This window comes from Pseudoclavibacter sp. RFBJ3 (assembly GCF_002931375.1).
GTDB lineage: Bacteria > Actinomycetota > Actinomycetes > Actinomycetales > Microbacteriaceae > Pseudoclavibacter.
Genome location: NZ_PSXZ01000004.1, coordinates 493,823 through 512,977 on the forward strand (window position 1 = coordinate 493,823; position 19,155 = coordinate 512,977).

Annotated in this window: 17 protein-coding genes; all 17 read left to right on the plus strand. The window is 69.4% G+C overall.

Annotated elements, in window-relative coordinates; genetic code table 11:
• Positions 1-8 precede the first annotated feature (8 nt).
• Positions 9-2,060, plus strand: coding sequence for a hypothetical protein (locus C5E07_RS06135; RefSeq protein ID WP_104298785.1), 2,052 nt, complete (start codon positions 9-11; stop codon positions 2,058-2,060).
• Positions 2,061-2,107: 47 nt separating this feature from the next.
• Complete coding sequence (locus C5E07_RS06140; RefSeq protein WP_104298786.1) at positions 2,108-3,037, plus strand: methionyl-tRNA formyltransferase; 930 nt, start codon at positions 2,108-2,110, stop codon at positions 3,035-3,037.
• Between the two features lie 113 nt (positions 3,038-3,150).
• Positions 3,151-4,527 (plus strand): RsmB/NOP family class I SAM-dependent RNA methyltransferase, encoded by a 1,377-nt coding sequence (locus C5E07_RS06145; protein WP_374953190.1) that lies wholly within the window; start codon positions 3,151-3,153, stop codon positions 4,525-4,527.
• Positions 4,528-4,536: 9 nt separating this feature from the next.
• Positions 4,537-5,202: a ribulose-phosphate 3-epimerase gene (gene rpe, locus C5E07_RS06150; protein WP_104241261.1), complete on the plus strand. Its 666-nt coding sequence runs from the start codon at positions 4,537-4,539 to the stop codon at positions 5,200-5,202.
• A 24-nt stretch (positions 5,203-5,226) separates the two neighbouring features.
• The gene (locus tag C5E07_RS06155; protein ID WP_104241260.1) at positions 5,227-5,490 is read left to right on the plus strand and encodes a phosphoribosyl-ATP diphosphatase; all 264 of its coding nucleotides are present in this window, start codon (positions 5,227-5,229) and stop codon (positions 5,488-5,490) included.
• Positions 5,491-5,610: 120 nt separating this feature from the next.
• Positions 5,611-6,450: an ATP phosphoribosyltransferase gene (gene hisG / locus C5E07_RS06160; RefSeq protein ID WP_104241259.1), complete on the plus strand. Its 840-nt coding sequence runs from the start codon at positions 5,611-5,613 to the stop codon at positions 6,448-6,450.
• 2 nt (positions 6,451-6,452) lie between these two features.
• Positions 6,453-7,256 carry an imidazole glycerol phosphate synthase subunit HisF gene (gene hisF, locus C5E07_RS06165; RefSeq protein WP_104298788.1) on the plus strand — a complete coding sequence of 268 codons (804 nt, stop codon included), beginning with the start codon at positions 6,453-6,455 and terminating at the stop codon, positions 7,254-7,256.
• Positions 7,253-7,642, plus strand: coding sequence for a phosphoribosyl-AMP cyclohydrolase (gene hisI, locus C5E07_RS06170; RefSeq protein WP_104298818.1), 390 nt, complete (start codon positions 7,253-7,255; stop codon positions 7,640-7,642). The genes hisF and hisI overlap by 4 nt, the downstream gene beginning before the upstream one ends.
• Positions 7,629-8,312, plus strand: a complete 684-nt coding sequence (locus C5E07_RS06175) for a Trp biosynthesis-associated membrane protein (RefSeq protein ID WP_181057840.1) — start codon at positions 7,629-7,631, stop codon at positions 8,310-8,312. The genes hisI and C5E07_RS06175 overlap by 14 nt, the downstream gene beginning before the upstream one ends.
• Before the next feature lie 34 nt (positions 8,313-8,346).
• Positions 8,347-8,625 (plus strand): HGxxPAAW family protein, encoded by a 279-nt coding sequence (locus C5E07_RS06180; protein ID WP_146080203.1) that lies wholly within the window; start codon positions 8,347-8,349, stop codon positions 8,623-8,625.
• Between the two features lies 1 nt (position 8,626).
• Entirely contained in the window at positions 8,627-9,400 is a 774-nt protein-coding gene (gene trpC / locus C5E07_RS06185) for an indole-3-glycerol phosphate synthase TrpC (protein ID WP_104298790.1), read from the plus strand.
• Positions 9,397-10,641 (plus strand): tryptophan synthase subunit beta, encoded by a 1,245-nt coding sequence (trpB, locus tag C5E07_RS06190; RefSeq protein WP_104298791.1) that lies wholly within the window; start codon positions 9,397-9,399, stop codon positions 10,639-10,641. The genes trpC and trpB overlap by 4 nt, the downstream gene beginning before the upstream one ends.
• Complete coding sequence (trpA, locus tag C5E07_RS06195; protein ID WP_374953191.1) at positions 10,638-11,492, plus strand: tryptophan synthase subunit alpha; 855 nt, start codon at positions 10,638-10,640, stop codon at positions 11,490-11,492. The genes trpB and trpA overlap by 4 nt, the downstream gene beginning before the upstream one ends.
• Entirely contained in the window at positions 11,489-12,547 is a 1,059-nt protein-coding gene (lgt, locus tag C5E07_RS06200) for a prolipoprotein diacylglyceryl transferase (protein WP_104298792.1), read from the plus strand. The genes trpA and lgt overlap by 4 nt, the downstream gene beginning before the upstream one ends.
• A 188-nt stretch (positions 12,548-12,735) precedes the next feature.
• Positions 12,736-17,304, plus strand: coding sequence for a glutamate synthase large subunit (gltB, locus tag C5E07_RS06205; protein WP_219820061.1), 4,569 nt, complete (start codon positions 12,736-12,738; stop codon positions 17,302-17,304).
• Positions 17,297-18,757 carry a glutamate synthase subunit beta gene (locus C5E07_RS06210; protein ID WP_104241252.1) on the plus strand — a complete coding sequence of 487 codons (1,461 nt, stop codon included), beginning with the start codon at positions 17,297-17,299 and terminating at the stop codon, positions 18,755-18,757. The genes gltB and C5E07_RS06210 overlap by 8 nt, the downstream gene beginning before the upstream one ends.
• A 56-nt stretch (positions 18,758-18,813) precedes the next feature.
• On the plus strand, positions 18,814-19,155 hold a 342-nt coding region (locus C5E07_RS06215), incomplete at its 3' end, for a pyruvate kinase (RefSeq protein WP_258063785.1).

Below are 19,155 nucleotides of genomic sequence, written 5' to 3' on the forward strand. Positions count from 1 at the left end.
AGCCAGCTGTGGACGACACCCTGCCGAGGGTCGCGCGCGTCGTCGTCGCCTCCCCGCTTCCGCAGCTCGACCGGGAGCTCGAGTACGAGATCCCCGTCGAGCTGCGCGGGAGCATCGGCGTCGGAATGCGGGTTGCGGTTCCGCTTCGCACCTCGAACCGCCAGTTGCAGGGGTTCGTCGTGGCCGTCGAGCGAGTCGCCGAGTACACGGGCAAGCTCGCGCCGATCATCGAGCTCGTCTCGACTGCCAGGGTACTCACGCCCGAGATCGCCGGCCTCGCCCGGGCCGTCGCCGACCGGCAGGCCGGATGCGCGGCGGACGTGCTGCGCCTCGCCATCCCGGCGAGGTCCGTGCGCGTCGAGCAGCGCTGGCTGGAGGCACGCGCCCAGGCAGCTCCAGCGACGGCGGAAGCTCCTGGCGGCGAGGACGCGCCGTCGAGCGATGCCGACGAGCCCGCGTCCATAGCGGACGAGCTCCACGATGCCCCGGAGGCGACGCTCGCTCCCATGTACGGGGCAGAGGCAGCCGAACTGCTCGGACGGGGTCCGGCGGCGAGGTTCGCGGTCGACGCCCCGGTCGGCGTCGACGGGGGAGTTCCCCGCTCGCTCCTCGCCCTCGCAGCGATCTCAGCGGTTCGCGTCGCCGCCGGGCAGTCCGTCATCCTGGCGGTCCCCGACTACCGCGACGTCGAGCTGGCCCTGCGCGCGCTCGGCAGGTTCCTCGATGCCGGGCGGGTCCGCCGCCTCGACACCCGCGCCAAGCCCGCCGACCGCTACGCGGCGTTCCTCGCCTGCCTCGACGAGACACCGGGTGTCGTCGTCGGCACGAGGAGCGTCATCTACGCTCCAGCCTCGAACCTCGGGGCCGTACTCGTCTGGGACGACGGCGACGAGAGCTTCACCGAGCAGCTCGCGCCATACGCCAGCACCCGCGATGTCGCCCTGCTCCGCGCTGAGCGCGAGTCGCTCACGCTCATCTTCGCGGCGCACACCCCGAGCCTGGAGGTCGCCCGCCTCGTGGGCATGCGGTGGCTCACTCCGGTGCCGCTCGCGCGACCGGAGGCTCCCAAGGTCATCTCGGGCAGCCAGGCTCTCGCCGCGGAGACGCCGGCGGCGCACGCGCGCATCCCAGCGCTCGCCTGGCAGGAGGCGAGGCGCGCGCTCGAGCACGGGCCGGTGCTGCTCCAGGTCGTGCGTGCCGGCTACATCCCGAGCCTCAGCTGCGCCAGGTGTCGCACGCCAGCTCGCTGCACGGTCTGCGGCGGAGCCCTCGAGTACTCGCGTCCGGGAGCGCCCCCTTCCTGCAGGGTGTGCGACGCCCTGCATCCCGAGTGGCAGTGTCCCGAGTGCGGCGACCGGCGCCTCCGGAACACGTCACTCGGCGCGGAGCGGACCGCAGAGGAGCTCGGACGCGCCTTCCCCGGCACTCGTGTCGTCGTGGCCGATGGAGCCTCAGAGACCGTGACGATCGACGACCGCCCCTGTCTCGTCGTGGCAACGCGCGGCGCCGAGCCGGTTCCGAGCTCCGGCTACGCCGGCATCGTCCTGCTCGACACGGAGCGCTCGCTCGCTCAGGAGCGCCTCGACGCTGGCGTCGACGCGCTCCGCGGATGGTCGAACGCCGCGGCGCTGGCGTCGGGCGGCGCCAAGGTCGTCATCGTCGGAGCCCACAATCCGGCAGCGCACGCGCTCCGCACCTGGCAGCAGCCAGCCTTCTCGACGCGCGAGCTCGAGGAACGGCGCGATCTCCACTTTCCACCGGCGATTCGCGTCGCCGCCATCTCCGGGAGCGACGAGGAAGTCCGCCACGCCATCGCGACCGTCGAGGCCTCCGCCGAGCTCAAGCAGGCTGGGGCCATGCAGATCCTCGGACCGACGCCCCAGGAGGTCGGAAGCCGAGCAGTTCTGAAGTTCAGCTACTCGCTCGGCGCCCCGCTGGCGAAGCTGCTGAAGAGCGAGCTCGTCCGAGCAGCAACAAGCCGGCGCCCGCGCGTCGCGGGTCGCGGCGGCGGGCACGCCTCGACCCTGCGCGTACGATTTGACCCGCCGGGCATCTTCTGACCCGCGCTCCAGCACCACACTCGCACCAACCTCGAGAGGCACCAGCTATGCGGCTCGTCTTCGCCGGCACCCCATCCACCGCCGTCCCCAGCCTTGAGGCGCTCGTGGACGACGGTCACGAGATCGCGGCGGTCCTCACTCGCGACGATGCCAAGGTGGGTCGCGCGAGGGCGCTCACGCCATCCCCGGTGGCGGCCCGCGCGGCGGAGCTCGGCCTTCGGGTGATCAAGAGCAACCGCATGTCCCCGGACGTGACCGCTGAGCTCGCGAGCCTCGACGCCGAGCTCGGCGTCATCGTCGCCTACGGGGCGCTCATCGACGCCGCGACGCTCGATGCGCCCGGGCGCGGCTGGATCAACCTGCACTTCTCGTTGCTCCCCGACCTGCGCGGCGCCGCCCCGGCCCAGCGTGCCGTCATGCGTGGCGACTCGTCGACGGGCATGACCATCTTCCAGCTGACGGTCGGCCTCGACGAGGGGCCGGTCTTCGCGACCAAGGCTTCGCCGATCGGCGAGACCGAGACCTCGGGGGAGCTCCTCGAGCGCCTGGCGGGGGAGGGAGCGGCCTTCCTCGCGGAGACGGTGCAGGGGATCAGCGAAGACGCGCTGATCGCCAAGCCGCAGGTCGGCGAACCCACCACCGCGGCGAAGCTGCGGAAGCAGGATTCCGCGGTCGACTGGGCGGCTCCGCTCGTGAGCGTGGATGCGCACATCCGCGGCGTGACTCCGGAGCCGGGCGCGGTGGCGCACGTCGACGGACAGCCGTTGCGCATCCTGCGCATCGCACGCCCGAGCGAGGCCATCGACGTGCCGCCGCTTGCACCGGGGCAGCTCGCCGTCGTCGGCCAGGACGTCTTCGTCGGCACGGGAACGCAGCCCCTCCAGCTCGTCACGGTCCAGCCCGCCGGGAAAAAGTCGATGCCAGCGCGAGACTGGCTCCGCGGCAGGCGCGATGCCGAGACGCTGGTGCTCGTATGAGCCCGGCCGGTGCAGGGGGACGCCGCGGGAACCGCCCCTCGGAGGGCAGGCGGCGCCCTGATCAGCCGACCGCCGGTCGCTCGGTCACTCGCTCACGCCAGGTGGCGTTCGAGGTGCTCAGAGCTGTCGACGAGGACGACGCCTACGCCAACCTCCTGCTTCCGCACCGGATCTCGGCGGCACGGCTCTCCCCGTCGGATGCGGGCCTTGCGACCGAGCTGACCTACGGCACGCTGCGTCGTCGAGGCACGTACGACGCGATCATCGCCGAGGCCTCCGGACGCGACGTCCGCGATATCGACCCGCCGATCCTCGATGTCCTCCGGCTGGGCGCGCACCAGCTGCTGAGCATGCGCACGCCGAGGCACGCTGCGGTCAACGAGTCGGTCGAGCAGGCCGCCCGCATCGCGTCCCGAGGCGCCTCCGGGTTCGTCAACGCCATCCTTCGGAAGATCTCGCGCACCGGACTCGACGAGTGGCTCGACGAGATCACGACTGGGCAGAGCGAGGAGCAGGCTCTCGCGGTGCGCCACTCGCATCCGGACTGGATCGTGCGCGCACTGCGCGACTCGCTCGCGGCGGAAGAGCGCGGCGACGAGCTCGCCGCGACACTCGCCGCCGACAATGTGTCGCCAGCCGTCAGCATCGTGTCCCTCCCCGGCTTCGACACGCCCGGCGAGCTCATCGAGACGAACCCCGATCTCCTCGGGCCAGGCCGAGTCTCGCCTCGCGGGCTGACGCTCGCCTCTGGCGACCCGTCCTGGGTCCCTCAGGTCAAGGCGGGCAGGGCACGCGTCCAGGACGAGGGCTCGCAGCTGGTCACGCTCGCGCTGCTCGAGGCGGCGCCGGTCCTCGCCGGCGAGCGCTGGCTCGACATGTGCGCCGGCCCCGGGGGCAAGGCTGCGCTGCTCGCCGCCAGCGCTACCGAGCTCGGCGCCAAGCTCACCGCCAACGAGCTCGTGCCGGCTCGCGCCGGGCTCGTCCGCACGGCGCTCGCCCCGCTCGCGGCTCCCGTCTCCGTCACCAACGAGGACGGACGCTCATTCGCCGAGAGCCACCCTGGGGAGTTCGATCGAGTCCTCCTCGACGCCCCCTGCACGGGCCTCGGCGCGCTGCGGCGCAGGCCGGAGGCTCGCTGGCGGAAGCAGAGCAGCGACGTGAGCGAGCTCGTCCAGCTGCAGGAGCAGCTGCTCGAGGCGGCGCTCGCCACCGTGAAGCCAGGCGGCATCGTGGCCTACGTCACCTGCTCGCCCCACCAGGCCGAGACGACCGGCGTCGTGCGCCGCGCGGTTCGGCTGTCGGGCGCTGAGGTGCTGGACGCGGCCGCGATCGTGAGCCGTGCCTCGACGACCGGTGAACTGGACCTCGGCGAACGCCTCCTCGGCGACGGCACGCTCGTGCAGCTCTGGCCCCACCGCCACGGCACCGACGCCATGTTCCTCGCACTCCTGCGCCGAGCACCCGCTCAGCAGGAGACCCCGACCCCGTAGGATCGCCCCGTGAACGCGCGCATCAACCCCAGCATCCTGGCCGCCGACTTCGCCAACTTCGAGCGAGATCTCGGACGCATCGCCTCAGCCGATGCGGCGCACGTCGACGTCATGGACAACCACTTCGTGCCGAACCTCACGTTCGGGCAGCCGATGGTGGAGCGTCTGCAGGAGATCAGCCCCGTGCCGCTCGACCTGCACCTCATGATCGAGGACCCGGACCGCTGGGCTCCCCAGTTCGCGGAGATGGGCGTGTTCTCGGTGACCTTCCATGCGGAGGCCGCGACGAGTCCCGTGACCCTCGCCAAGCGGTTGAAGGAGCGAGGCGCGCGCGCTGGCATCGCCATCAACCCGGCGACGCCCCTCAGCGCCGTCGAGGAGATCCTGCCCCACTTCGACCAGCTGCTCATCATGACTGTCGAGCCCGGCTTCGGCGGTCAGTCCTTCATGGCGGACATGATGCCGAAGCTGGCGAGGGCCGACAGGCTCAGGAAGTCGCACGGCCTCGAGACCTGGCTCCAGGTCGACGGCGGGATCTCGCTCGACACGATCGAGCTCGCGGCAGCGAACGGCGCCGATACCTTCGTCGCCGGATCGGCCGTGTTCCGCGGTGATCCCGGTGAGCAGATCGCGGCGCTGCGCGCCGCTGCAGCGGATGCCCGGCACGCGCACTAGGCGCCAAGCGACTACGCTGTGCCTGTGAAATCCTTCGACACGCTGTTCGCAGAGCTCTCCGAGAAGATCGCCTCCCGACCAGAGGGTTCAGGCACGGTCCGAGAGTTCGACGCGGGCGTGCATACGATCGGGAAGAAGATCGTCGAGGAGGCCGCTGAGGTCTGGATGGCCGCCGAATACGAGAGCGACGAGGAGACGGCTGAGGAGATCTCGCAGCTGCTCTACCATCTGCAGGTCCTCATGCTCGCCAAGGGCCTCACGCTCGACGACGTCTACCGCAACCTCTAGCAGGCACGAGCTCGCCGCTCTCGACTGCCCCGCGCGAGACGTGCGCAGACGCCGGTGACCTCACCGGTCAGCGCGCACCCACCCCGATTCACGACTCCCAGAACCAAGGACGTTCCAACAATGCTTCGCATCGCCGTGCCAAATAAGGGCATGCTCGCCGAGACGGCCAACGAAATGCTGCAGGAGGCCGGCTACCGCGGCCGCGGCGACAGCCGTGAGCTCGTCGCCATCGACCCGATCAACGACGTCGAGTTCTTCTACCTCCGGCCTCGTGACATCGCGACCTACGTGGGCTCGGGTGTCCTCGACGCTGGCATCACGGGCCGCGACTTCCTCTTGAACACCGAGTCGGCCGCCAAGGAGGTCCGTGCGCTGGACTTCGGCGACTCCACCTTCCGATTCGCGGGCCCCGCCGGCGAGTTCACCGATGTCAGCCAGTTGCAGGGCAAGCGCGTGGCGACGAGCTACACGGGCCTGCTCGGCTCCTGGTTCGCCCGGGCGGGCATCGAAGCTGAGCTGGTGCCCCTGGAGGGGGCGGTCGAGTCGGCCATCAGGCTCGGCGTCGCGGATGCCGTGGCCGACGTCGTCTCCACGGGTGGCACGCTGCGCAAGGCGGGCCTCGAGGTCTTCGGGCCGGTCATCCTCGAATCCACGGCGGTCCTCATCTCGACGCCGGAGAAGGAGCACGCTGCGCGTCGCCTCCTCGGCCGCCTCGACGGTGTGCTCGTCGCGCGACGCTACGCGATCATGGACTACGACATCGAGTCGTCGAAGCTCGACGCGGCTCTGGCGATCACACCCGGCTTCCAGTCGCCGACGATCTCCCCGTTGCGCGACTCGGAGTGGGTCGCGGTGCGCTCCATGGTCCCGCAGAACGAGCTCAACCAGGTCATGGACCAGCTCCAGGATGCCGGGGCCAAGGCCATCATCGTGACGGCGCTGCAAGCCGTCCGGGTGTGATGATGACCGTCTCCTCATCCGCCCCGAAGTCCACGGGGCTCGCAATGCGCGTCATCCCCTGCCTCGATGTGGCCGAGGGGCGTGTCGTCAAGGGCGTCAACTTCCTGGATCTGCAGGATGCGGGCGACCCCGTCGAGCTCGCGGCGCTCTACGCCGAGCAGGGTGCGGACGAGCTCACCTTCCTCGACGTGACCGCCTCGAGCGAGGGACGGGGGACCACCTACGACCTCGTTACGCGGACGGCGGAGCAGGTCTTCATCCCGCTCACCGTCGGCGGTGGGGTGCGCAGCATCGAGGACGTTCGCGTGCTGCTCGCGTGCGGCGCCGACAAGGTCGGCGTGAACTCTGCGGCGATCGCACGGCCGGCGCTGCTCGATGAGATCTCGTCGACGTTCGGCAACCAGGTCCTCGTCCTCTCGCTGGATGTGAAGCGCTCGGCATCGACCGAGTCCGGGTTCGTCGTGACGTCCCACGGTGGGCGAACAGACACTGGGATCGACGCGCTCAGCTGGGCCCGCGATGCCATCGAGCGCGGCGCGGGGGAGCTCCTCGTCAACTCCATGGACGCTGATGGCACGAAGGCCGGCTTCGATCTGGAGCTGACCCGCCTCGTCCGCGAGCTGGCGACGGTCCCCGTCATCGCGTCCGGCGGAGCGGGTGCGCTCGAGCACTTCGCTCCCGCCGTCGAGGCCGGCGCGGACGCCGTGCTGGCCGCGAGCGTCTTCCACCACCGGCAGTTCACGATCGGCCAGGTGAAGGACTCCCTGGCCGAAGCAGGAGTCACCGTCAGGCGGAGCGTCCGATGACGGCATCCACGTTCCCCGTTGCCGCTCGGCAGATCGACGACATCCTCTCGCGCGTCTCGTTCGACGACCGCGGCCTGGTTCCGGCAGTCGTGACCCAGCACGACACCCGCGAGGTGCTCATGCTCGCCTGGTTGAACGCGGAGTCGCTGCGCATGACCCTGACCGGGGGGCGGGTCGTCTACTGGTCGCGCTCTCGTTCGGAGCTGTGGCGCAAGGGCGACACCTCCGGCAATACGCAGCGCCTCGTGAGCTTCGCGCTCGACTGCGATGCCGACACGATCCTCCTGGGCGTCGACCAGCACGGCCCCGCCTGCCACACCGGTACCAGAACCTGCTTCGACGGCGACGACCTCGCGCTCGAGTTCCCGGCCCATGACGTCGCCTGACGCTGCGGGCAAGCGCGGCAAGCGCGGCACGCTCCTCGCAATCGTCGTCGGCGCGGGTCTGGCGATCCTCGCCTGGTCGCAGGTGTGGTTCTCGTTCGAGGTGTCCCTCGGGGCGCAGACGTTCGCGGGCGAGGTCCGCGGAGACGTCGCAGCCCCGGCCGTCATGGCGCTCGCTCTGGCTGCCCTCGCCGTCCTCGCGGCGCTGGCCCTGGCGGGAGTCGTGTTCAGATACGTGCTCGGCGGGCTGCTCACGCTCGTCGGCGCGGTCCTGGTGCTGCAGTCCTTCGTCGCGGTCGGCAACCCGGCCCCGGCCATCGCACCGGAGGTGACGGCAGCATCGGGACTCGCGGGCGAGCAGACGATCGCGGATGCGGTCGCCGCCGGAGCGGTCTCCGTCGGATTCTGGCCATGGCTGGCCGTCGTCGCCGGCGCCGTCCTCGCCTTCGCCGGCGTGCTCGCGATCGTCACGGCCCGCCGGTGGCCGACGAGTGGACGGCGCTTCTCGACGACTTCACTGGAAGCGGCCGACGAGATGCCCGAGAATGGACAGCCGTCGGGTGACGTTCGTGCGGACGCCCCGGCGGGCAGCGATCAGCGTGTCGAGCAGTGGGATGCGCTGAGCCACGGCGACGACCCCACCGACGCGGGTGGCTCGCGAGCATCCAGCTAGACTTACCCCAGCGCACGTGACAAGGAGCACCCTCATGACTGAACTGGCCGCGAAGACGTCCCACGAACCCACGAGCATCGAAGAGGCCGAAGAGGTCCAGGAGGCGCCGCTGCAGGAGCCTCACGAGAGCCACGGCCACTCGGTTGCCGCGTGGACCGGAGTCCTCATCATGCTCGTCGGCTTCACCGTCGGCACGCTCGGCATCTGGTTCGACCAGAACATCGTCACCTGGGTCGGCGTCGTCGCGATCGTGATCGGGGCCATCGCCTGGCCGCTGCTCGCTCGTCTCGGCTTCGGTCCGAAGGCGCACTAGCTTGCTCGAGTCGCTGTACCACGGCGCTCTCGAGGACGCGGCTGAACGGCGGGAGCGCACTCCCTCGAGCGTTCTCGAGGCTCGAATCTCCGACGTCGCCCCTGCGCTCGATGCGTACGGGGCGCTCGCCCGCTCGGAGCGCGTCAACATCATCGCGGAGGTCAAGCGAGCCAGCCCCTCTCGGGGTCGCCTCGCCGACATCCCCGACCCCGCTGTGCTGGCGGCATCCTACGAACGTGGGGGTGCAGCCGCGATCTCCGTGCTCACCGAGCAGCGCAAGTTCCTCGGTTCGCTCGACGACCTCCGCGCGGTGCGCGACACGGTCGCCGTCCCCGTGCTCCGCAAGGAGTTCATCGCAGAGGAGTACCAGCTGCTGGAGGCCCGCGCGTGCGGGGCCGACCTGGCCCTGCTCATCGTCGCGGGGCTCGACCAGTCGACGCTCGTCCGCCTCGCCGAGTTCACCGAGCAGCTCGGCATGACGGCGCTCGTCGAGGCGCATTCGAAGGACGAGCTGCTGCGCGGTCTCGACGCCGGCGCAAGGATCCTCGGCGTCAACGCTCGCAACCTCGCGACCTTCGAGCTCCACCCGGAGCTCTTCGGGGAGCTTGCTCCCCTCTACCCGAACGATGTCGTCAAGGTCGCCGAATCGGCGGTCCTCGAGCCAGCTCACGTGCGTCGCTACCGCGACGCTGGCGCAGACGCCGTTCTCATCGGGGAGGCGCTCGTGACGGGCGGCAACCCGGAATCTATTTTGGAGACTTTCCACCTCGCATGAGCACCTTGCCCCCAGACACCACATCGCTGCGGAACGCCTCTGGCCCCTACTACGGGGAGTTCGGCGGCCGTTTCGTCCCGGAGAGCCTCATGGCGGCTCTCGACGAGCTGTCGAGCGCCTGGGAGGCGGCGAAAGCCGACGATGAATTCTGGGCTGAGCTCTCCCGGCTGCACCGCGACTACTCCGGTCGCCCCTCGATCATCACCGAGGCGGCGCGGTTCGCAGCGCACGCTGGCGGCGCCCGCATCATCCTCAAGCGCGAAGACCTCAACCACACGGGTTCGCACAAGATCAACAACGTGCTCGGTCAGGCCCTGCTGACGAAGCGCATCGGAAAGACGCGAGTCATCGCCGAGACCGGCGCAGGCCAGCACGGCGTCGCGACCGCGACTGCTGCGGCGCTCTTCGGGCTCGACTGCACGATCTACATGGGTGCCGTCGACACGGCTCGCCAGGCACTCAACGTCGCGCGGATGCGACTCCTGGGCGCAGAGGTCGTGGCCGTCGAGTCCGGCTCGGCGACGCTCAAGGATGCGATCAACGACGCCATGCGCGACTGGGTCGCGTCCGTCGACACGACGAACTACGTGTTCGGCACTGCGGCGGGCCCGCACCCGTTCCCCGCGCTGGTGCGCGACCTCCAGGCCATCATCGGCGAGGAGGCGCGCCAGCAGGTGCTCGACCTGACCGGTGCTCTGCCCGACGCCGTCGTCGCGTGCGTCGGCGGCGGCTCCAACGCGATCGGCATCTTCAGCGCGTTCCTCGATGACCCCTCGGTGGCGCTCTACGGCTACGAAGCCGCTGGCGACGGCGTCGAAACGCCACGTCACGCGGCGACGATCGGCGCCGGTCGCCCTGGCGTGCTCCACGGCGCTCGCACCCTGCTCCTGCAGGACGTCGACGGGCAGACCATCGAGTCGCACTCGATCTCGGCGGGCCTCGACTATCCCGGCGTCGGACCAGAGCACGCCCACCTCGCCGCCATCGGCCGCGCAACGTACCTCCCAGTGACGGATGCGGCGGCGATGGAGGCCTTCCGGCTGCTCTCGCGCACCGAGGGCATCATCCCGGCCATCGAGTCCAGCCACGGCCTCGCCGGCGCGCTCGAGCTCGGCAAGGAGCTCGGTCCGGACGCGACGATCCTCGTCTCGCTCTCGGGGCGCGGCGACAAGGACATGGAGACCGCAGCCGAGTACTTCGGCCTCGGCAACCCGGACCGCACCGAGGGAGAAGTCAAGTGACCTCAGCATCGACCACCGCGGCTTCCCCGATCCCGTCCGCGACATCCGCCCTCGAGCAGGTCATCGACACGGCGAATCGGGACCGCAGGGGCGCGCTCGTCGCCTACCTGCCTGTCGGATTCCCCGACTTCGACACGTCAGTGGCCGCGGCTATCGAGGTCGTCAAGGCGGGCGTCGACGTCATCGAGCTCGGCATGCCGTACTCGGACCCTGTCATGGACGGCCCCGTCATCCAGGCCGCAGCTGTTCAGGCGCTCGAGGGCGGCTTCCGCACGGAGCACGTCTTCGAGGCCATCCGCCAGATCCGCGCCGAGGTGGATGCGCCGATCGTCGTCATGACCTACTGGAACCTCGTCATGCAGTACGGCGTCGACGCGTTCGCCCGCGACCTCGCGGCAGCGGGTGGCAACGGACTCATCACCCCCGACCTCGTCCCCGACGAGGGTGGGGAGTGGATTGCCGCCTCGCAGGCGCACGAGCTTGACCGCGTCTTCCTCGCGGCCCCCAGCTCGAGCGACGCGCGCCTCGACCTGGTCATCAACTCCAGCAGCGGCTTCGTGTACACGGTCTCGACCATGGGCATCACGGGAGCCCGGGCGGACGTCGACCAGGCCGCTCGCTCGCTCGCGGACCGACTCCACGCGCACGGCTGCACACGAGCCTGCGTCGGCCTCGGCATCTCGACCGCAGAGCAGGTCCGCGAGGTGCTCGCGTATGCGGAGGGCGCCATCGTCGGATCCGCGCTGGTCAAGGCCCTCGCCGCCGGCGGCGTGCCCGCTGTCGCCGAGGTCGCCGCCCAGCTCGCGACCGGAACCGCTCTCGACGCTTCATCTTCGAAGGAACAGGCATGACGCCACTGACCGGAATCCCCAGCCCGCCCCTCGAGTGGGCGAGCTTCGAGGTCGGGCCGCTCACGGTGCACCTCTACGCGCTCTTCATCGTGGCGGGCATGATCCTCGCCGTGCTGTGGACGGACCGACGGCTCACCGCGCGTGGCGGTGAGAAGTGGATCACGGTCGACTTCGCCATCTGGGCCGTGCTGCTCGGGCTGCTTGGCGCGCGTCTGTACCACGTCTTCACGCATCCCGCCGACTACTTCTTCGAGGGCGCCAACTTCTGGCGCATCTTCTTCATCTGGGAGGGCGGCAACGCCATCATCGGCTCCCTCATCGGCGGAGCGATCGGCATCTTCATCGCGAGCCGGATGACGGGCATCCGCATGCTCGCGTTCTCGGACGCGCTCATCCCCGGCCTCCTCCTGGCACAGGCCGTCGGGCGCCTCGGCAACTACTTCAACCATGAGCTCTACGGCTGGCCCACCGACCTGCCGTGGGGCCTGCAGATCGAGGCGAGCAATCCAGCCTTCCCCGTCGGCTTGCCTGAGGGCACGCTCTTCCACCCGACGTTCCTGTACGAGATGCTCTGGAACCTCGCGGGCATCGCCCTCATCGTGCTCCTCGAGCGCATGTTCCGGTGGCGCACGGGCAAGACGCTCGCCGCCTACCTCATCTGGTACGGAACGGGACGCATCTGGATCGAGTCCATTCGCGTCGACTACTCCGAGGTGATCCTCGGGATGCGCTCGAACGTCTTCGGGGCCCTGTGCCTCGTCATCGTCGGCATCGCGCTCTTCATCTACGTCTCACGCCTGCCGGTCTCGCAGCTGAGCACGAGCATCTACCTTCCCGGGCGCGATCCGGAGTCCGAGGCAGCCAGGGCCACTGAGGGCGCTGATGGTGCTGAGGCCGACGAACTCGACGGCGACGACGAGCTCGACGCCGAGGAGGAAACCTCCACGCAATCTTCGGTTCACGACGAGGAAACTTCCGAAGCCAAGCCTAACTCGGGCGACGTGGAAAATACCCCTGATGAGAGCGAAGAAGTCTCCACGCCCTCGAAGAGCTGAGGCGAAACAGCCCACCCCTCTCGGGGCTTGCTCGTGCACCTCGAAACACAGAAGTAACACAGCGGTCGTAATCTGCTGAATGGACCGACGGACGCCTGTAGGCACCCGCCCCGAACGGGCTCCGTCAACATCAGTCTTCTGTCGAGTCCGCCAAGCGACCCATGGCACCACCGACGAGGGGACGAGTTATGACCTCCGCCGCCTTTCCAACGAATGGCTACCCAGCAGCAGCCGGTCTGTACGACCCTGCCAACGAACGCGATGCCTGTGGGCTCGCGATGGTCGCCACCCTGCGTGGCACGCCGGGTCACGACATCATCGACCACGCGCTCGACGCGCTCCGCCACATGGAGCACCGCGGCGCTGTCGGCTCGGATGCGGGCACCGGAGACGGCGCTGGCATCCTGACGGCGATCCCGGACGACTTCTTCCGCGCGGTCAGTGGCTTCGACCTGCCTGCCGATGGCCGCTACGCGGTCGGCAACGCCTACCTTCCCGTGGACGCCGACGAGCGGGCCAGGGTCAAGGCTGGCATCGCCAAGCTCGCGGCAGAAGAGGACCTCCGCGTCATCGGCTGGCGCGAGGTTCCCGTGCAGCCGGACGAGCTCGGCAAGCTGGCTCGGGCCGCGATGCCCGTCATCGAGCAGCTCTTCGTGCGCAGCGAGCGCCAGAACTTCCGAGGGAATCCGCGCAAGGGCGCGTCCCTCGACCGGCAGTGCTACCGGATGCGCAAGCGCGCCGAGCATTCGCTCGGCGTGTACTTCATGTCGCTCTCGTGCCGCTCGATCACCTACAAGGGCATGGTCACGACCCTGCAGCTGGAGCCGTTCTACCCGGACCTGAGCGATGAGCGCTTCGCCTCCAAGCTCGCGATCGTGCACTCGCGCTACTCGACGAACACGTTCCCGTCGTGGCAGCTCGCGCAGCCGATGCGCATGATGGCGCACAACGGCGAGATCAACACGGTTCGCGGCAACCGCAACTGGATGCGCGCCCGGCAGTCGCAGCTGCGCTCCGAGATCCTCGGCGACGTCGCAGACCTGTTCCCGATCGTGACCGAGGGCGCCAGCGACTCGGCATCCTTCGACGAGGTGCTGGAGCTGCTCACCCTCTCGGGCCGCTCCCTCGCGCACGCCGTGCACATGATGGTGCCGGCAGCGTGGGAGACCGCAGAGGACCTGAGCGCCGAGGTGCGTGACTTCTACGAGTACCACTCGCTCATCATGGAGCCCTGGGACGGGCCCGCGGCGATGGCCTTCACCGACGGCCGCTACGTGTGCGCGACGCTCGACCGGAACGGACTTCGCCCCGGCCGCTTCGTGCAGACAGCCGACGGCCTCATCGTGCTGGGCTCCGAGGTCGGGGTCGCCAGCCTCGACCCCGCGACCGTCATCCGCAAGGGGCGTCTGCGCCCAGGACAGGTGCTCCTCGTGGACACCGAGGTCGGCCGCCTCATCGAAGACGATGAGGTCAAGCACGACCTCGCGGAGCTGCAGCCGTGGGGGGACTGGCTCGACGAGGGTCGCATCAACCTCGCCGAGCTCCCGGAGCGCGAGCACGTCACGCACACTCCGGCCTCCGTCGAACGCCGCCAGCGCACCTTCGGCTACACCGAGGAGGAGCTGCGCATCCTGCTCGCTCCGATGGCGAAGAACGGTGCTGAGCCGATCGGAGCCATGGGCACGGACACGCCCATCGCGATCCTCACGGACCGACCGCGGCTCGTCTTCGACTACTTCACGCAGAACTTCGCGCAGGTGACGAACCCGCCGCTCGACTCGATCCGCGAGGAGGTCGTGACGAGCCTCACGACGAGCATCGGGCCGCAGGAGAACCTCCTCAGCGCCGGCCCTGAGCACGCGCGTCAGGTCGTGCTGGACTTCCCGGTCATCGACAACGACCAGCTCGCGAAGATCCAGCACATCGAGCAGCGCCCCGGTATCGACGCGGCGGAGACGCTCCGCGGCTGCTACCGGGTCGACGACGGCGTCGAGGGGCTGCGCAAGCGGCTCGAGGAGCTGTGCGAGGAGGCCGACCGCGCGATCGACGCCGGCGCCGGCTTCATCGTGCTCTCCGACCGCGACTCGAACCGCGACTACGCGCCCATCCCCTCGCTGCTCATGACGAGTGCCGTGCACCACCACCTGATCCGCACGGAACGCAGGATGCGCGTCGGCCTGGTCATCGAGGCGGGCGATGTCCGCGAGGTGCACCACGTCGCAGTGCTGCTCGGCTACGGCGCTTCCGCCGTCAACCCGTACCTGGCGATGGAATCCTGCGAGGACATGGTCCGTCAGGGCAAGCTCACCGGAGTCTCCGAGGAGAAGGCGGTCGCCAACCTCATCAAGGCGCTCGGCAAGGGCGTCCTGAAGATCATGTCGAAGATGGGCATCTCCGCGGTCTCCTCCTACGCGGGCGCGCAGTGCTTCGAGGCCGTCGGCCTCTCGAACGAGCTCGTCAGCGAGTACTTCACGGGCACGGCGAGCAAGATCTCCGGAATGGGGCTGGAGGGCATCGCCCGCGAGAACCAGCTCCGCCACCGCCACGCGTACCCGGCCCAGGCTGCTCCCGCGTCGCACCGCCCCCTCGACATCGGCGGCGAGTACCAGTGGCGCCGTGAGGGGCCACCGCACCTCTTCAACCCGAACACGATCTTCCGTCTGCAGCACTCGACGCGCGAGGGCCGCTACGACATCTTCAAGGAGTACACGAAGCTCGTCGACGACCAGGCCGCGGAGACGATGACGCTGCGTGGGCTCTTCAAGCTCAAGGTGGGCGACCGGACTCCGATCCCGATCGACGAGGTCGAGCCGGCTTCCGAGATTCTCAAGCGCTTCCAGACCGGTGCCATGAGCTACGGCTCCATCTCGAAGGAAGCGCACGAGACGCTCGCCATCGCGATGAACCGCATCGGCGGCAAGTCGAACACGGGCGAGGGTGGCGAGGACGTCGAGCGCCTCCTCGATCCCGAGCGACGCAGCGCCATCAAGCAGGTCGCCTCGGGCCGGTTCGGCGTCACGAGCATGTACCTGACCCACGCGGATGACATCCAGATCAAGCTGGCGCAGGGCGCGAAGCCGGGCGAGGGCGGGCAGCTGCCTCCGACGAAGGTCTACCCCTGGGTGGCTCGGACGCGCCACGCGACACCCGGCGTCGGACTGATCTCCCCGCCCCCTCACCACGACATCTACTCCATCGAGGATCTCAAGCAGCTGATCTTCGACCTCAAGCGCGCGAACCCGTCGGCGCGCATCCACGTGAAGCTCGTGAGCGAGAACGGCATCGGCGCAGTCGCGGCCGGTGTGACGAAGGCGCTTGCCGACGTCGTCCTGGTCTCAGGCCACGACGGCGGCACCGGCGCCTCGCCCCTCAACTCCCTCAAGCACGCGGGAACCCCGTGGGAGCTCGGCCTTGCCGAGACGCAGCAGACGCTCATGCTCAACGGGCTGCGCGACCGCGTGGTCGTGCAGGTGGACGGTCAGCTCAAGACGGGCCGCGACGTCATCGTCGGCGCCCTGCTCGGCGCCGAGGAGTTCGGCTTCGCTACCGCGGCGCTCGTCGTCTCCGGCTGCATCATGATGCGCGTCTGCCACCTCGACACGTGCCCGGTCGGCGTCGCCACGCAGAACCCTGAGCTGCGCGCCCGCTACACGGGCCAGGCCGACCACGTCGTGAACTTCTTCGAGTTCGTCGCGCAGGAGGTCCGCGAGTACCTCGCGGAGCTCGGCGTGCGCTCACTGGACGAGATCATCGGGAAGCGCGAGCTCCTCGAAGTCGACGAGGCGATGCATCACTGGAAGACCGAGGGGCTCGACCTCTCGCGCGTGCTCACCGGCCACGAGTTCGGCGATGCGCCGACTCGGAGCCTTGTCACCCAGGAGCACGAGCTCGACCAGCACTTCGACCAGCAGCTGCTCACGCTCGCCGAGCAGGCGCTCGAGCGCGGCGAGTCCGTCAAGGTGTCGATGGACGTCATCAACACCGATCGCGCCGTCGGCACGATGCTCGGGCACCACGTGACCCTCAAGCACGGTGAGCACGGCCTGCCAGCAGGCACGATCGACATCGAACTGCGGGGGACCGCAGGGCAGTCGCTTGGCGCGTTCCTGCCGAACGGCATCCGCATCCGGCTCGTCGGCGACTCGAACGACTACGTCGGCAAGGGACTCAGCGGTGGCGAGATCATCCTCAGGCCCGACGAGCGTGCGCCGTTCAAGTCGCACGAGAACGTCATCGCGGGCAACGTCATCGGCTACGGCGCGACGAGCGGAACCATGTTCCTGAGCGGCGTCGTCGGCGAGCGCTTCCTCGTCCGCAACTCCGGCGCCACTGCGGTGGCGGAGGCCGTCGGCGACCACGCGCTCGAGTACATGACCGGCGGACTCGCCGTGATCCTGGGGGAGACGGGCAAGAACTTCGGTGCGGGCATGTCCGGTGGCATCGCCTACGTGCACAAGCTCGACCCGAAGCTCGTCAACCCCGACATGGTCTCGACGGGGGAGCTCGGCCTGACGACGCTGACCAGCGCCGATGCCGACATCCTGCGCGACATCCTCGAACGCCACTACGCGGAGACCGACTCGCAGCTCGCTCGCGAGATGCTCGAGGACTTCGACGCGGTGTCGAAGGAGTTCACGAAGGTGCTCCCGCGTGACTACGCCAAGGTCACCGAGATCCGCAACGCCGCCATCGAACGCGGTGGCGACCCCGATGACAGCACGACCTGGCACGAGATTCTGGAGGCAACCCGTGGCTGACCCGAGAGGATTCCTCACCAATCGCGAACGCGAGCTCCCCAAGCGTCGGCCCGTTCCCGTGCGCATCATGGACTTCAGCGAGGTCTACGACCCGCAGGAGCCCACCCAGCTGCGCCGGCAGGCCGGACGCTGCATGGACTGCGGTGTTCCGTTCTGTCACCAGGGCTGCCCGCTCGGCAACATCATCCCCGAGTGGAACGACCTGACGTTCCGCGGTGACATGGCGGGCGCGAGCGAGCGCCTGCACGCCACGAACAACTTCCCGGAGTTCACGGGACGCCTGTGCCCGGCCCCGTGCGAGTCGTCGTGCGTGCTCGGCATCAACCAGCCGGCCGTCACGATCAAGCGCGTCGAGCAGTCCATCGCGGACACCGCCTTCGCCGAGGGCAACGTCCGTCCGCACCCGCCAGAGCGCCTCACGGGCAAGACGGTCGCCGTCGTCGGATCGGGGCCAGCGGGCCTCGCCGCCGCCCAGCAGCTGACCCGCGCCGGCCACACGGTCGCGGTGTTCGAGCGTGACGACCGCATCGGCGGGCTGCTGCGCTACGGCATCCCGGACTTCAAGATGGAGAAGTCCGTACTCGATGCTCGTCTCTCGCAGATGCGCGCCGAGGGCACTCGCTTCCGCACCGGCATCGAGATCGGTCGCGACATCACGTGGGACAACCTCCGACAGCGCTACGACGCCGTCGTGGTCGCCACCGGAGCGCTGGTCCCGCGCGATCTCCCCGTGCCGGGCCGCGAGCTCAAGGGCGTCCACTACGCGATGGACTTCCTGACGCAGTCGAACCGCGTGGTCGCGGGCGACGACCTCGCCTCGCAGATCCACGCCGAGGACAAGCACGTCATCGTCATCGGCGGTGGAGACACCGGTGCAGACTGCATCGGCACCTCGCACCGCCAGGGCGCAGCCTCGGTGACGAACCTCGCCATCGGCAAGGAGCCGCCGACCGAGCGTCCCGCGCATCAGCCGTGGCCGACGACGCCGACCCTCTTCGAGGTCTCGACCTCGCACGAGGAGGGCGGCGAGCGCGCCTTCCAGGCGTCCACGGTCGAGTTCATCGGCGACGAGTCCGGTCGAGTCCGCGCGATCCGCCTCGCTGAGACCGAGTTCCGCGCCGACGGCTCCCGCGGCCCGAAGGCGGGCACGGAGCGCGAGCTTCCCGCCGACCTGGTGCTGCTGGCCATGGGCTTCACGGGCCCGGAGCGGCACACGATCGAACCTCAGCTGCAGCTCCCGTTCACCTCACGGGGGGCCCTCGACCGCACCGCCGAGTACGAGACGGAGCTTCCTGGAGTGTTCGTCGCGGGCGACGCGGGCCGCGGCCAGTCGCTCATCGTCTGGGCGATCGCCGAGGGACGTGCGGCAGCCGCCTCCGTCGACCGGTATCTTGAACAGTCGACGGAGCTTCCGGAGCCGATCCTCGCCACCGAGCGCGCGATCTCCCTCTGAATCCGCCACCACGCGCCTCTCGGCGCACCACAGTTTCGACGAACCGGAGTTAATGCATGAGCCGTAGAGCGAAGATCGTCGCCACCCTCGGTCCAGCCGTCAACACCCCTGAAGGGATCCGCGCCCTCATCGGCGCCGGCGTCAACGTCACGCGCTTCAACCTCAGCCACGGCGACCACGCCGTGCACACCGAGAACTACACCCTCGTCCGGGACGCCGCCGAGGAGCTCGGCGTTCCCGTCGCGATCCTGGTCGACCTGCAGGGACCGAAGATCCGTCTCGAGAAGTTCGAGGACGGCCCCCACCACCTCGCGGTCGGGGACATCTTCAAGATCACCTCCCAGGACGTACCCGGCACGAAGGACCTCGTCGGCACGACCTACAAGGGCCTGCCCACC

Excerpts from the sequence above, each read along its gene's own strand:
- C5E07_RS06175 (WP_181057840.1), top strand. The coding sequence starts at position 7,629 with ATGACGTCGCCTGACGCTGCGGGCAAGCGCGGCAAGCGCGGCACGCTC.
- gltB (WP_219820061.1), top strand. The coding sequence starts at position 12,736 with ATGACCTCCGCCGCCTTTCCAACGAATGGCTACCCAGCAGCAGCCGGT.
- C5E07_RS06180 (WP_146080203.1), top strand. The coding sequence starts at position 8,347 with ATGACTGAACTGGCCGCGAAGACGTCCCACGAACCCACGAGCATCGAA.
- hisI (WP_104298818.1), top strand. The coding sequence starts at position 7,253 with ATGACGGCATCCACGTTCCCCGTTGCCGCTCGGCAGATCGACGACATC.
- C5E07_RS06140 (WP_104298786.1), top strand. The coding sequence starts at position 2,108 with ATGCGGCTCGTCTTCGCCGGCACCCCATCCACCGCCGTCCCCAGCCTT.
- lgt (WP_104298792.1), top strand. The coding sequence starts at position 11,489 with ATGACGCCACTGACCGGAATCCCCAGCCCGCCCCTCGAGTGGGCGAGC.
- hisF (WP_104298788.1), top strand. The coding sequence starts at position 6,453 with ATGACCGTCTCCTCATCCGCCCCGAAGTCCACGGGGCTCGCAATGCGC.
- hisG (WP_104241259.1), top strand. The coding sequence starts at position 5,611 with ATGCTTCGCATCGCCGTGCCAAATAAGGGCATGCTCGCCGAGACGGCC.
- trpB (WP_104298791.1), top strand. The coding sequence starts at position 9,397 with ATGAGCACCTTGCCCCCAGACACCACATCGCTGCGGAACGCCTCTGGC.